The organism is Sphaerotilus uruguayifluvii (assembly GCF_013294065.1).
Lineage (GTDB): Bacteria > Pseudomonadota > Gammaproteobacteria > Burkholderiales > Burkholderiaceae_C > Sphaerotilus > Sphaerotilus uruguayifluvii.
Genome location: NZ_JABSNM010000007.1, coordinates 89,092 through 102,840, shown reverse-complemented (window position 1 = coordinate 102,840; position 13,749 = coordinate 89,092). Strand labels below are relative to the sequence as shown.

Here is a 13,749-nt window from a genome sequence, read left to right as displayed (position 1 = left end):
TGAACGCGCAATACGGGTTGGTTCATGCCAAGTATTTCACAATCGGATGGCAATCCCCGCTCTCCGCGCCGAGAAATCAGCGCCGCGAGAAGACCGCGCGAGGCCGCTCGACGGGACGCACGAGCAGCAGCAGGCCCAGCAGCGCCAGCGTCAGGTAGAGCGCCGCGCTCCAGAACTCGAAGGGCACGCCCAGCACCGACACCGCGGCCTCGGCGCAGGAGGCGCGCACCTCGAACACCTCGGGCAGCCAGGCGTCGAGACCGAGGCCGGAGATGAGGCGGTCGGCCAGCGTCAGGTCGCACGAGGGCAGCTTCGCCGCGACGAAGTGCTGGTAGAGCGCCGCGGCGGCGCCGGCCAGCGCCAGCAGCGCCACCAGCAGCGCCGAGAGCCGGCGCGACAGCGCCGCGCCGAGGCCCTCGGGCAGCGCGGCCGCCAGCGTGGCCACCGCCGCGATCAGCAGGAAGAGGATCCGCTGCAGGATGCACCACGGGCAGGGCTGCATGTCCAGGCGGTGCTGTGCGAACAGCGCCGCGGCGACGCTGGCCACGCAGGCCAGCGCGATCAGCGCCAGCGTGGCGCGCGGGTGCCGGGCGGGCAGGGCAGTCAGGCTCATGGGGCGTCCCGGCAGTCTCACTCGACTTCGGCGATCAGCTCGATCTCGACGCAGGCGCCCAGCGGGATCTGCGCGACGCCGAAGGCGCTGCGGGCATGCGCGCCGACCTGGTCGCCGAAGACCTGGGCGAACAGCTCGGAGGCGCCGTTGGTGACCAGGTGCTGCTCGGTGAAGTCGGGCGTGCTGTTGACCAGGCTCATGACCTTGACGATGCGGCGCACCTTCGACAGGTCGCCGACGGCGGCCTGCAGCGTGCCCATCAGGTCGATGGCGATGGCGCGGGCAGCTTCGCGGCCGGTGGCGGTGTCCATGTCGCGGCCGAGCTGGCCGACCCAGGGCTTGCCGTCCTTCTTGGCGATGTGGCCGGACAGGAAGACCAGGTTGCCGGTGCGCACGAAGGGCACGTAGGCGGCGGCCGGCACGGCCACGGGCGGCAGGCTGATGCCGAGGTCCTGGAGGCGCTGGGAAATGCTCATGTGAGGGTTCCGGTGGATCGATTCTTCGTTTTCCGGTGCGGAGGCGGGTGCGCTGTCAAGCGCGGATGACCCGTGCCCCGCCCGGGTGGGGGCGATCCTACACTGGCCCGCATGAACAGGGCCGGCTGCAGCCGGACCGGGGGGATGGGCGATGGAGATGCGCGCCGGCGCACCGGTGCTGCCGCTGGGCCTGCTGGCCGCCGCGGTGCTGGCCGGCATCGCGGCGCAGCTGCAGCTGCCGGCCCCGCTGGAGGCCTCGCTGCGGCGAATGCTGCTGGGGGCTGCGCTGGCGCTGCTGCCCGCGGGCCTGGTCCTCGCGCGGCGTGGGCGGCGCACCGCGGCCGCATGGGTGCTGCTGCCGGCCTGCGCGCTGCTGGCGGCGCTGCAGGCCGACGTGCGCGCGGCGCAGCGGCTGTCCCACCGGCTCGATCCGGCGCTGTCGGACCGGCTGGTGCAGGTCGAGGGCGTCGTCGCCGGGCTGCCGCAGATGGAGGCCGGGCGCTGGCGCGGGCTGCTCGAGGTCGAGCGGGCCGGCTGGCCGGCGACGCTGACCGCGGCCGGGAGCCGCGTCAACGGCGACGCGCCGCCGCCGCTGCCGCCGCGCCTGCGCGTGGTCTGGCCCGCCAGCGCCGCCGAGCCGGTGCCGGCGCGCGCTCAGGCGCCCCGCGCCGGCCAGCGCTGGCGGCTGACGCTGCGGCTGCGCCCGCCCGGCGGCCGGGTCAATCCGCAGGGGCCGGATGCGGTGCTGGCCGCCTTCGAGGACGACGCCGGCGGCACGGGCGTGGTCGCACCGCGCGCGGCGGTGCCTGCCGACCTGGCGGTGCCGCTGGGCGAGAGCGGGCGCCACCGCATCGACCGCTGGCGCCAGGACCAGCGCGACCGCATCGTCGCGCGGCTCGGCGCGCGACCGGGCGCCGGTCTGATCGCCGCGCTGGCGGTCGGCGACCAGGGCGCGATCGAGCAGGACGACTGGGCGCTGTTCCGCCGCGCCGGCCTGGCCCATCTGGTGGCGATCAGCGGCCTGCACGTCACGATGTTCGCGTGGCTGGCCGGGGTGCTGGCCGGCGCGCTGTGGCGGCGGCTGCCGGGCGCGCCGCTGCGCTGTCCGGCGCCCCGGGCGGCGCGGCGTGCCGGCGTGCTGGCGGCGCTCGGCTATGCGCTGCTGTCCGGCTGGGGCGTGCCGTCGCAGCGCACCGTGCTGATGCTGGCGCTGGTGGTGCTGCTGCGCGAGGGCGCGCGCCAGTGGCCGGCGCCCCGGCTGCTGGGCGTGGTCGCCGCGGTGGTGGCGCTGGCCGATCCGTGGGCGCTGCTGCAGCCGGGATTCTGGCTGTCCTTCGTCGCGGTGGCGCTGCTGTTCGGCTCGGCTCCGACGCAGGCGGCCGGTGGCGGCGCCCCGGGCGGAGGCGGACGCAGGCCGTGGCGCGATCGATGGTTCGATCGATGGCGCGGGCGGTGCCGGGACGGTGCGCGCGAGGCCCTGCGCTCGCAGTGGGTCGCCACCGTCGGGCTGGCGCCGTGGACGCTGGTGTTCTTCTCGCAGATCCCGCTGGTCGGCCTGCCGGCCAATGCGCTGGCGATTCCGGTGGTCACGCTGGTGCTGACGCCGCTGGCGCTGCTGGGCCTGCTGCTGGAGCCGCTGTGGTGGCCGGCGCTGCAGGGGGCCGAGGCGCTGCGCGCGGCGGTCGCGCCGCTGGCGGCATGGCCGGGCGCGGTCTGGAGCGCGCCGGCCGCGCCGGACTGGGCGCGTGCGCTGGGCATCGTCGCAGCGGCGGCGCTGGTGCTGCCCGCGCCGGTGCGGCTGCGGCTGCTGGCGCTGCCGGCGCTGCTGCCGATGCTGTGGCCGGCGCTGCCGCGGCCGCAGCCCGGCGAGTTCGAGCTGCTCGCCGCCGATGTCGGCCAGGGCCACGCGGTGCTGATCCGCACCGCGCGCCATGTGCTGCTGCACGACACCGGCCCGGCCTACGGCCGCCACGGCGAGGGCGGCGACGCGGGCGAGCGGGTGCTGGTGCCGCTGCTGCGCGCGCAGGGCATCGACGCGATCGACCGGCTGGTCCTCAGCCACCGCGACACCGACCACGTCGGCGGCGCCGCCTCGCTGCTGCAGGCGCTGCCGGTGCGGCTGATGCACAGCTCGCTCGAGCCCGGCCACCCGCTGCGCGCCCGCACGCCTCACCAGCCCTGCCGCGACGGGCTGCGCTGGGAGCACGACGGCGTGCGCTTCGAGTTCCTGCATCCGCAGGCCGAGGTGCTCGAGCGCACCGGTCCGGGGCGTGCGAGCTCGAACGCGCTCTCGTGCGTGCTGCGCATCGAGTCGGCCCGCGGCCGGCGGGTGCTGCTGACCGGCGACATCGGCGTGGAGCAGGAACTGGCCCTGGGCCTGCGTCACCCCGAGGCGCTGCGCGCCGAGGTGCTCCAGGTGCCGCACCACGGCAGTGCTTCCTCATCCGGTTTGTACTTTGTCAATTCCGTGACGCCGACATGGGCTATCGTGCAATCGGGACGATTCAATCCCTATGGACATCCGGCGTGGCCGGTACTCCAGAGATACCGGGACTTGGGTACTCATCTGATCCTGACGACCCGATGTGGTGCGTGGCACTGGAGCAGTGCGGACGCTTCCTCGTGGTGCGCCAGGGCGGAGCGCTGGCGCTACTGGCAGGATGGTGAGGACAGGAATCCTGGAACCGATGGGGACCCTGGCTGGCCCTGATATTGCTATTTCCTGCCTACGCTCAACCACCACGACGAGAACAATGATGTTCGATGAAATGAATGCGAGCGGTCCGGTCGTCCGGGACCACTACCGTACCTATGAGCGCTGGCTGCAGCAGCAGCCCGGGGAAGTCATGCAGGCCCGCCGGGAAGAGGCGGAAATGATCTTCCGCCGTGTCGGCATCACCTTCGCCGTCTACGGCGACAAGGATTCCGGCGAAGGCACCGAGCGGCTGATTCCCTTCGACCTGATTCCGCGGGTGATTCCCGCCCACGAGTGGCGCGAGCTGGAAGCGGGTCTTCGCCAGCGGGTCACCGCGCTGAACCGCTTCGTGCATGACGTCTATCACGGCCAGGAGATCGTCAAGGCCGGCATCGTTCCGCCGGAGCAGATCCTGGCCAACGCGCAGTACCGGCCCGAGATGATCGGCGTGGACGTGCCCGGCGGCATCTACTCGCACATCGCCGGCATCGACATCGTGCGCGCGGCCAACCCCGACGGCTCGGGCACCTACTACGTGCTGGAGGACAACCTGCGCGTGCCCTCGGGCGTGAGCTACATGCTCGAGAACCGCAAGATGATGATGCGGCTCTTTCCCGAGCTGTTCGCGCAGCACCGCGTGGCCCCGGTCGCGCACTACCCCGACCTGCTGCTGGAGACGCTGCGCTCGGTCGCGCCGGGCGGCATCAACGACCCGACGGTGGTCGTGCTGACGCCGGGCATGTACAACTCGGCCTACTTCGAGCACGCCTTCCTGGCGCAGCAGATGGGCGTCGAGCTGGTCGAGGGCCAGGACCTCTTCGTCAAGGACAACTTCGTCTTCATGCGCACCACGCGCGGACCGAAGCGCGTCGACGTGATCTACCGCCGCCTCGACGACGACTTCCTCGATCCGCTGGCCTTCCGCCCGGACTCGACGCTGGGCTGTCCCGGCCTGCTGGCGGCCTACCGCGCCGGCAACGTGACGCTGTCGAACGCCATCGGCACCGGTGTCGCCGACGACAAGTCGATCTACGCCTACGTGCCGAAGATGATCGAGTTCTACCTCGGCGAGAAGCCGATCCTGAACAACGTCCCGACCTACCTCTGCCGCGAGGCCGACGACTTCCGCTACGTGCTCGACCACCTGCCCGAGCTGGTCGTCAAGGAGGTGCACGGCGCCGGCGGCTACGGCATGCTGGTCGGCCCGGCCGCGAGCAAGGACGAGATCGCCAAGTTCCGCGAGCACCTGATCTCCAATCCCGGCAACTACATCGCGCAGCCGACGCTGAGCCTGTCGACCTGCCCGACCTTCGTCGAGAAGGGCATCGCGCCGCGCCACATCGACCTGCGCCCCTTCGTGCTGTCGGGCCGCAGCGAGGTGCAGATGGTCTGCGGCGGCCTGACCCGCGTGGCGCTGAAGGAGGGCTCGCTGGTGGTCAATTCCTCGCAGGGCGGCGGCACCAAGGACACCTGGGTGCTCGAGGACTGAGCGGCGAAGACCCGAAGAACACGCAAGAATCAAGGACAAGGATTTCCCCATGCTGTCTCGAACCGCCGACCACCTGTTCTGGATGTCGCGCTACATGGAGCGCGCCGAGAACACCGCCCGGATGCTCGACGTCAACTACCAGACCGCGCTGCTGCCGCAGTCGGCTGCCGTCTCCGAGCTGGGCTGGCGCGGCCTGCTGAGCATCTCCGAGCTCAGCGGCGACTTCGCGCGCCGCTATGGCGACGTGACCGCCGCCACCGTCATGACCTACATGGTCCGCGACGAGCGCAATCCCTCGTCGATCTGGAGCTGCCTGCGCGCGGCGCGCGAGAACGCCCGCGCGGTGCGCGGCGCGCTGACCACCGAGGTCTGGGAGACCACCAACCAGACCTGGCTGGAGTTCAACCGCCTGCTGCGCGACGGCCTGCTCGAGCGCGACCCGAGCGCGCTGTTCGAGTGGGTCAAGTTCCGCTCGCACCTGTCGCGCGGCGTGCAGGTCGGCACGATGCTGCAGGACGAGGCGCTGCACTTCGTGCGCATCGGCACCTTCCTGGAGCGCGCCGACAACACCGCGCGGCTGCTCGACGTCAAGTTCCATGCGGTCGAGAGCGACTTCTACGGCGCCGCCGACGACCGCGACCAGGAGTACGACTTCTACCACTGGGCGGCGATCCTGCGCTCGGTCTCCGGCTTCGAGGTCTACCGCAAGGTCTACCGCAACGTCATCCAGTCGGACAAGGTCGCCGAGCTGCTGATCCTGCGCCCGGACATGCCGCGCTCGCTGGCCGCCTGCACGCAGGAGGTGGAGGTCAACCTGAAGCTGGTGGCCAACGACCACTCGTCGGAGACGCTGCGCCGCGCCGGCCGGCTGCATGCCGACCTGGAATACGGCCGCATCGACGAGATCCTCGCCACCGGCCTGCATGCCTACCTGACGCAGTTCCTCGACCGCGTCAACGAGCTGGGCGCGGGCATCAGCCGCGACTTCCTCGTCGCGGTCGGCTGATCCCGGACCGGTCTCGCCGCCCCGGCGACGCGTCGTGCACCGTGCCGTCATGCACGGTGCCTACGATCGCCGGGGTCGTCTTTTCATTTCAAGAAAGAATCCGCCGTGTCCATTCACGTCGCTCTCCATCACGTCACCCACTACCGGTATGACCGGCCGGTGACGCTGTCGCCCCAGGTGGTGCGCCTGCGTCCGGCGCCGCACTGCCGCACGCCGGTGCTGTCGTACTCGCTGCGCGTCGAGCCCGAGACGCACTTCATCAACTGGCAGCAGGATCCGTTCTCGAACTACCTCGCCCGCCTGGTCTTCCCGGAGAAGACCACGCAGTTCAAGGTCACCGTCGATCTGGTGGCCGAGATGGCGGTCTACAACCCCTTCGACTTCTTCCTCGAGCCGGGCGCGGAGACCTTTCCCTTCGTCTACGAGGACGGCCTGAAGCAGGAGCTGGCCCCGTACATGGAGCCGGCGCCGGCCACGCCCGCGCTGCAGGCCTTCCTCGACACGATCGACCGCACCGAAGTGCGCACGATCGACTTCCTGGTCGGGCTGAACCAGCGCCTGCAGAACGAGATCCGCTACACCATCCGCCTCGAGCCGGGCGTGCAGACGCCGGAGGAGACGCTGACGAAGGCCTCGGGCTCCTGCCGCGACACCGGCTGGCTGCTGGTGGAGACGCTGCGCCACATGGGCCTGGCCGCGCGCTTCGTCTCGGGCTACCTGATCCAGCTGAAGTCCGATGTCGTGGCCCTGGACGGCCCGAGCGGCACCGAGGTCGACTTCACCGACCTGCACGCCTGGTGCGAGGTCTATCTGCCGGGCGCAGGCTGGATCGGCCTGGATCCGACCTCCGGCCTGCTGGCCGGCGAGGGCCACATTCCGCTGGCCTGCTCGCCGCAGCCCTCGAGCGCGGCGCCGATCACCGGCGCGGTCGACGAGTGCGAGGTCGAGTTCGCGCACGAGATGAAGATCACGCGCATCTGGGAATCCCCGCGCGTGACCAAGCCCTACACCGAGGACCAGTGGTCGGCGGTGCTGGCGCTGGGCGAGCAGGTCGACGCCGAGCTGAGCTCGGGCGACGTGCGCCTGACGATGGGCGGCGAGCCGACCTTCGTGTCGGTCGACGACCGCGACGGCGCCGAGTGGAACACCGACGCGCTGGGCCCGACGAAGCGGCTCTACGCCACCGAGCTGGTGCAGCGCCTGCGCGACGAGTACGGCCAGGGCGGATTCCTGCACTTCGGCCAGGGCAAGTGGTACCCGGGCGAGCAGCTGCCGCGCTGGGCGCTGTCGGCCTACTGGCGCACCGACGGCCAGCCGTGCTGGCACGACATGTCGCTGTTCGCCGACGAGCGCGACAACCACCAGTACACCTCGGCCGATGCCAAGCGCTTCATGCTCGGCCTGACCGCGCGCCTGGGCCTGACCGACCAGTTCGTGCAGACCGGCTACGAGGACACCTGGTACTACCTGTGGCGCGAGCGCCGCCTGCCGGTCAACGTCGACCCCTTCGACTCGCGGCTGGACGACGAGCTCGAGCGCATGCGCCTGCGCCGCGTCTTCGACCAGGGCCTGGAGCAGGAGATCGGCTACGTGCTGCCGATCAAGCCGGCCGAGGGCCCGGCGCTGGGCGGCCCGCGCTGGGTCACCGGCCCGTGGTTCTTCCGCGACGAGCGCATGTACCTGGTGCCCGGCGACTCGCCGATGGGCTACCGCCTGCCGCTGGACTCGCTGCCCTGGGTGGCGAAGAAGGACTATCCCTTCCTGATCGAGCAGGATCCGTTCGCGCCGCGCGACGCGCTGCCCGCGGCCCATGTGGTGCGCCAGCAGTACGCCGCACATGTGGCCGGCGGCGGCTTCGCCGAGGGCGGCACGGTGGCGCTGCAGGGCGGCGCCTTCGACGGCGACTACGGCTTCGGCGACATCTACGGCACTGCCGACGGCAGCCCCGCCACCGGCAGCATGGCCGGTCATCCCCGCGAAGGCGGGGACCCACGCGGTCAGACCGCGTCGGATGGCGACGTCGGCGGGACCGGCCGCGCGCGCGCCCTGTCGCCGCTCGACGGCCTGAGCGCCGAGGAGCTGGCGCGCCATCCGCAGCGCTTCGAGTCGGCGCACTGGATCACCCGCACCGCGCTGTGCGTCGAGGTGCGCGATCCGCGCCGCGCCAACGGCCCGAAGGCCGAGAAGGTCGGCAGCCCGTCGGGCGTGATGTATGTCTTCATGCCGCCGCTGGCGCGCCTGGAGGACTACCTCGAGCTGCTCGCCGCGATCGAGGCCACCGCGGCCGCGCAGGGCGTGAAGATCGTGCTGGAGGGCTACCCGCCGCCGCGCGACCCGCGCCTGACGCTGCTGCAGGTCACGCCCGACCCCGGCGTCATCGAGGTCAACATCCACCCGGCGAAGAACTGGCGCCAGCTGGTCCAGCACACCGAGTTCCTCTACGACGCGGCCTGGAAGACGCGCCTGTCGACCGAGAAGTTCATGCTCGACGGCCGCCACACCGGCACGGGCGGGGGCAACCACATGGTCATGGGCGGCGCCACGCCGGCGGACTCGCCCTTCCTGCGCCGGCCGGACCTGCTGGCCTCGCTGCTGGTCTACTGGCACAACCATCCCTCGCTGTCCTACCTGTTCTCGGGCCTGTTCATCGGCCCGACCAGCCAGGCGCCGCGGGTGGACGAGGCCCGCAACGACCAGGTCTACGAGCTGGAGATCGCGCTGCGCGAGATCGAGCGCAACAAGGGAGTCTATGGCGAGGACATGCCGCCGTGGCTGGTCGACCGCACGCTGCGCAACGTGCTGATCGACGTCACCGGCAACACGCACCGCAGCGAGTTCTGCATCGACAAGCTGTACTCGCCCGATTCCAGCACCGGCCGGCTGGGCCTGCTGGAGCTGCGCGCCTTCGAGATGCCGCCGCACGCGCGCATGTCGATCGTGCAGCAGCTGCTGCTGCGCACGCTGATCGCCCGCTTCTGGAACGAGCCCTACCGCGCGCCGCTGGTGCGCTGGGGCACCGAGCTGCATGACCGCTTCCTGCTGCCGAGCTTCGTGCGCATGGACTTCGAGGACGTCATGGAAGACCTGCAGCGCGCCGGCTACGGCTTCGATGCCGCCTGGTTCGCGCCGCATTTCGAGTTCCGCTTCCCGAAGGTCGGCGAGGTCTCGGCCAAGGGCGTGCACCTGACGCTGCGCAGCGCGCTCGAGCCCTGGCATGTCATGGGCGAGGAGGGCGCGATCGGCGGCACGGTGCGCTATGTGGACTCGTCGCTGGAGCGCATCGAGGTGCATGTCAGCGGCCTGGTCGAGCGCCGCCATGTGGTGACGGTCAACGGCGTGCCGCTGCCGCTGCAGCCCACCGGCCGGGTCGGCGAGTATGTCGCCGGCGTGCGCTACCGCGCCTGGCAGCCGCCGTCGGCGCTGCACCCGACCATCGGCGTGCACGCGCCGCTGACCTTCGATCTGGTCGACACCTGGAACGAGCGCTCGCTGGGCGGCTGCCAGTACCATGTCGCGCATCCGGGCGGGCGCAACCACGAGACCTTCCCGGTGAACTCCTACGAGGCCGAGAGCCGCCGCCTGGCGCGCTTCTTCGCGATGGGCCATACCCCGGGTCGCATGGTCGTCGGCGAGACGAAGCGCAGCCTGGAGTTCCCGTTCACGCTGGACCTGCGCCGGGGCTGACCGCTGCTCCGACGGCTGATCCGGAACTGCAACATCGGTACGCGTCGGGACACGATTGCGGCTCTCCCGGAGCCGCAAGTCCCGCGCTCCGGTGCATGATGCGCCGATGCAATCGAGTCTTCTTCCCGACGAGACGCCCGGGGCGGCCCTTCTGGCCGCCGCATCGGCGCTGGCCGGAACGACCGGACACCATGACGAGCTGCGCGGGGTGCTCGTCGGGTCCGGGTCCCCGGCGACCCCCTCCGGCCTGGCGCCGGTGTGGGAACGCTTCTTCGAGGCCAACGGCGTGGCCGGCTGGCTGGACCTGTCCTCGCGGCAGTCGCGGGTGCAGCGCCGGGTGCGCGAGGACGGCGCGACCTACAACGTCTATGCCGAAGGCGGCGAGAGCGCGCGCTCCTGGCCGCTGGAGCTGCTGCCGCTGCTGATCACGCCCGACGAGTGGCGCCACATCGAGGCCGGCGTGCGCCAGCGCGCCAGCCTGCTCGACGCGACGCTGGCCGATCTCTACGGCGTGCAGGATCTGCTGCACGAGGGCCTGCTGCCGCCCTCGCTGGTGCTGGCGCATCCGCAGTACCTGCGGCCGATGCACGGCGTGCGCCCGGCGGGCAACCGCTGGCTGCATGTGGTGGCCTTCGACCTGGCGCGTGCGCCCGACGGCGGCTGGCGGGTGGTCGGCCAGCGCACCCAGTCGCCCTCGGGCCTGGGCTATCTGCTGGAGAACCGGCTGATCATCGGCCAGCAGTTTCCCGAGGCATTCCGCGCGCTGAAGGTGCAGCGGGTGGCCTCGGCCTTCCGCACGATGATCGAGGGCCTGCTGCGCGACAGCCCGGCCGGGACGCACTCGCGCATCGCGCTGCTGACGCCGGGCCCGCGCAACGAGACCTACTTCGAGCACGTCTTCCTGGCGCGCTACCTCGGCATCACGCTGGTGGAGGGCTCGGACCTGACGGTGCGCGGCAACCGGCTCTACCTGAAGACGCTCGGCGGGCTGGAGCAGGTGCATGTGCTGCTGCGCCGGGTCGACGACGAGTGGCTCGACCCGCTGGAGCTGCGCCCGGACTCGGCGCTGGGCGTGCCGGGCCTGGTGCAGGCGGTGCGGGCCGGCGAGGTGGTGCTGGCCAACGCGCCCGGCGCCGGTGTGCTCGAGAGCCCGGGCCTGAGCGCCTTCTGGCCCGGCATCGCCGACCGGCTGCTGGGCGAGCCCCTGAAGCTGCCCGCCCACACCAGCTGGTGGTGCGGCGAGGCCAGCGTCTGGGAGGCCACCCGCCCGCGGCTGCGCGACTACCTGATCGTGCCGACCTTCCCGGCCGGTGCGGTGACGCGCAGCTTCGCGCCGGTGATGACCAGCGAGCTCTCGCCGCAGGCGCTGCGCGAATGGGAGGCGCGCATCGACGCCGACCGCGCCGCGCACACGCTGGTGATGCCCGCGCGTCCCTCCGAGCTGCCGGTCTGGCATGCCGGCCGGCTCGAGCCGCGCCCGGTGGTGGTGCGGGTCTACGCGATGTCGGACGGCGCCGGCGGCTGGCAGGTGCTGCCCGGCGGCCTGACCCGGGTGGCCGGACGGCGCAGCGGCGTCGACGCCTACCTGTCGATGCAGTCCGGCTCGGCCAGCACCGACACCTGGGTGCTGACCGACGGCGAGGTCGACGCCACCACGCTGCTGCCGCGCCCGCTCGACGCGGCCGACCTGGCCGGCTGGCGCCGCGTGGTCACCAGCCGCGCGGCGGAGAACCTGTTCTGGCTCGGCCGCTACACCGAGCGGGCCGAGAACAGCGTGCGGCTGGCGCGGCTGGCGCTGGAGGCGCTGCCCTCGGGCAGCGCGCCGGTGCTGCAGGTGCTGCACCGGCTGCTGGTCGGGCAGGGCATGATCGGCGCGGCGGTGCCGCTGCCGGTGCAGGGCTCGTCGCAGGCCGCGCGGGTGTTCGAGCGGGCGCTGATCCATTCGCTCGGCGACACCCGCGGCAGCTTCAGCGTCGGCTACAACCTGCAGGCGCTGCGCCAGTGCGCCGAGGCGCTGCGCGAGCGGCTCTCGACCGAGCACTGGGGCCTGATCAAGCACCTGAGCGAGCTGTTCCCGCGCCAGCTCGCCGGCATCGGCGCACGCGAGGGCCACGAGCCGCTCAGCGACGTGCTGGGCGTGCTCAACCAGGCCGCGCTGCATCTGGCGGCGATCACCGGCGCGCAGACCGACCGCATGACCCGCGACGACGGCTGGCGCCTGCTCAGCGTCGCGCGCCAGATCGAGCGGCTGGACATGCTGGCGCAGGCGCTGGAGACCGGCTTCCAGGCCGGGCTGCATGACCTGGACGACGGCTTCGCGCTGCTGCTGGGCCTGTTCGACTCGACCATCACCTACCGCGCGCAGTTCCAGGCCCGCCGCGAGGTGCCGCCGCTGCTGCACCTGCTGGTGCAGGACACCGACAACCCGCGCTCGCTGGCCTGGGTGGCGCGCACGCTGCGCGAGCGGCTGCGCAAGCTGGCCCGCCACGATCCGGCCTGGGCCGAGGCGGTCACGCTGACCCTGCCGCGTCCGTCGGACTGGTCGCTCGAGACGCTCAGCACCCGCGATGCCCACGGTCGCCACAGCGCCCTGATGAGCGCGCTGCAGGAATGCCACCAGGCCGCGCTGGGCGTCTCCGGCGAGATCAGCCGGCATCTGTTCTCCCATGTCGGCCCGGCCGACCGCACCGTCTGGCAATGACGCTTCCCGAGATCCAAGAGCCCCCCGAGACCCCCGAGCGTCCCGCGATCGCGGCGGCGGCCCCCGCCTCCGAGGCGGCCGAGGCGCAGGCGCCGCGCCGGCTGCGCGTGCTGCACGAGACCTGCTACGACTATGACGCGCCGGTCGAGCTGGCCCACCACCTGGGCATGCTGCGCCCTCGCCACACCCCGCTGCAGCAGGTGCTGGAATGGCAGCTCTCGGTCACGCCGCAGCCCGATGTCGTGCCGGCCGCGCCCGGCGAGCCCGACGATCCGGACGGGCTGCTGCGCGCCGGCGACGAGCGGGTGCTGGTGACGCCGGGCGTGCAGCAGAGCCTCGATCCCTGGGGCAACCACCGGGTGGGCTTCTCGCATTCGCGGGTGCATGACCGGCTGGTGGTCAGCTCCAGCTTCGTGGCCGACATCGCGCCGCTGCCGCGGCTGCAGCCCGAGGCCAGTCCGGCCTGGGAGGCGGTCGCCGAGCGGCTCGACTACCGGCCCGGCGCCGGCTTCGAGCCGGCGGTGGAGTTCACGCTGGGCTCGCTGTACGCGCCGCGCGAGGCCTCGCTGGCGCGCTTCGGCGCCGAGGTCTTCCGTCCCGGCGTGCCGCTGCTGGCCGGGGCGCTGGCGATGATGCACCTGATCCACCGCCGCTTCGAGTACCGGCCGCTGGCGACCTCGGTCAACACCCGCGCGCCCGAGGCGCTGGCGCAGCGCCAGGGCGTCTGCCAGGACTTCGCCCATGTGATGATCGGCGCGATGCGCTCGCTCGGACTGGCGGCGCGCTATGTCAGCGGCTATCTGCTGACGCAGCCGCCGCCGGGCCAGCCGCGGCTGGTCGGCGCCGACGCCTCGCATGCCTGGGTCGCGGTCTGGTGTCCGCTGCATGGCTGGGTCGCGCTCGATCCGACCAACGCGGTGCCGGCCGGCCTCGACCATGTGACGCTGGCCTGGGGCCGCGACTACGCCGACGTGGCGCCGCTGCGCGGGGTGATCCGCGGCGGCGGCCGTGCGGTGCCGCGTGTCGGCGTGACGGTGATGCCGATGGAATGAGCGAGGGCGCCGTGGCGGCGTGGATCTTGCATG

The 13,749-nt window shown here is 72.2% G+C and carries 8 protein-coding genes; 6 read left to right on the top strand and 2 right to left on the bottom strand.

Features of this window, described 5'->3' with window-relative positions:
- Positions 1-76 precede the first annotated feature (76 nt).
- Together HNQ01_RS09610 and HNQ01_RS09605 are read right to left on the bottom strand one after the other, a co-directional pair.
- Complete coding sequence (locus tag HNQ01_RS09610) at positions 77-613, bottom strand: disulfide bond formation protein B (protein WP_173805166.1); 537 nt, start codon at positions 611-613, stop codon at positions 77-79.
- A gap of 17 nt (positions 614-630) precedes the next feature.
- A complete protein-coding gene (locus HNQ01_RS09605) occupies positions 631-1,089 on the bottom strand; it encodes a RidA family protein (RefSeq protein WP_149503437.1) in 459 nt (152 codons plus the stop codon).
- A gap of 151 nt (positions 1,090-1,240) precedes the next feature.
- On the opposite strand from HNQ01_RS09605, the gene HNQ01_RS09600 reads away from it, so the two are divergent.
- The 6 genes from HNQ01_RS09600 to HNQ01_RS09575 all read left to right on the top strand — a co-directional run bounded on the left by HNQ01_RS09600 (position 1,241) and on the right by HNQ01_RS09575 (position 13,716).
- Positions 1,241-3,799 (top strand): DNA internalization-related competence protein ComEC/Rec2, encoded by a 2,559-nt coding sequence (locus HNQ01_RS09600; protein ID WP_173805165.1) that lies wholly within the window; start codon positions 1,241-1,243, stop codon positions 3,797-3,799.
- Between the two features lie 43 nt (positions 3,800-3,842).
- Positions 3,843-5,273, top strand: a complete 1,431-nt coding sequence (locus tag HNQ01_RS09595) for a circularly permuted type 2 ATP-grasp protein (RefSeq protein WP_173805164.1) — start codon at positions 3,843-3,845, stop codon at positions 5,271-5,273.
- A 49-nt stretch (positions 5,274-5,322) separates the two neighbouring features.
- Positions 5,323-6,279 (top strand): alpha-E domain-containing protein, encoded by a 957-nt coding sequence (locus tag HNQ01_RS09590; RefSeq protein WP_173805163.1) that lies wholly within the window; start codon positions 5,323-5,325, stop codon positions 6,277-6,279.
- Between the two features lie 105 nt (positions 6,280-6,384).
- On the top strand, positions 6,385-9,963 hold the full coding sequence (locus HNQ01_RS09585) for a transglutaminase family protein (protein WP_173805162.1): 3,579 nt from the start codon (positions 6,385-6,387) through the stop codon (positions 9,961-9,963).
- Between the two features lie 106 nt (positions 9,964-10,069).
- Positions 10,070-12,664: a circularly permuted type 2 ATP-grasp protein gene (locus HNQ01_RS09580; RefSeq protein WP_173805161.1), complete on the top strand. Its 2,595-nt coding sequence runs from the start codon at positions 10,070-10,072 to the stop codon at positions 12,662-12,664.
- Positions 12,661-13,716: a transglutaminase family protein gene (locus HNQ01_RS09575; RefSeq protein ID WP_173805160.1), complete on the top strand. Its 1,056-nt coding sequence runs from the start codon at positions 12,661-12,663 to the stop codon at positions 13,714-13,716. The genes HNQ01_RS09580 and HNQ01_RS09575 overlap by 4 nt, the downstream gene beginning before the upstream one ends.
- Positions 13,717-13,749: the final 33 nt, after the last annotated feature.

What these genes read in the sequence shown, in the direction of transcription:
- HNQ01_RS09580 (WP_173805161.1), top strand. Translation starts at nt 10,070, where the DNA reads ATGCAATCGAGTCTTCTTCCCGACGAGACGCCCGGGGCGGCCCTTCTG.
- HNQ01_RS09605 (WP_149503437.1), bottom strand. Translation starts at nt 1,089, where the DNA reads ATGAGCATTTCCCAGCGCCTCCAGGACCTCGGCATCAGCCTGCCGCCC.
- HNQ01_RS09595 (WP_173805164.1), top strand. Translation starts at nt 3,843, where the DNA reads ATGATGTTCGATGAAATGAATGCGAGCGGTCCGGTCGTCCGGGACCAC.
- HNQ01_RS09610 (WP_173805166.1), bottom strand. Translation starts at nt 613, where the DNA reads ATGAGCCTGACTGCCCTGCCCGCCCGGCACCCGCGCGCCACGCTGGCG.
- HNQ01_RS09600 (WP_173805165.1), top strand. Translation starts at nt 1,241, where the DNA reads ATGGAGATGCGCGCCGGCGCACCGGTGCTGCCGCTGGGCCTGCTGGCC.
- HNQ01_RS09575 (WP_173805160.1), top strand. Translation starts at nt 12,661, where the DNA reads ATGACGCTTCCCGAGATCCAAGAGCCCCCCGAGACCCCCGAGCGTCCC.
- HNQ01_RS09590 (WP_173805163.1), top strand. Translation starts at nt 5,323, where the DNA reads ATGCTGTCTCGAACCGCCGACCACCTGTTCTGGATGTCGCGCTACATG.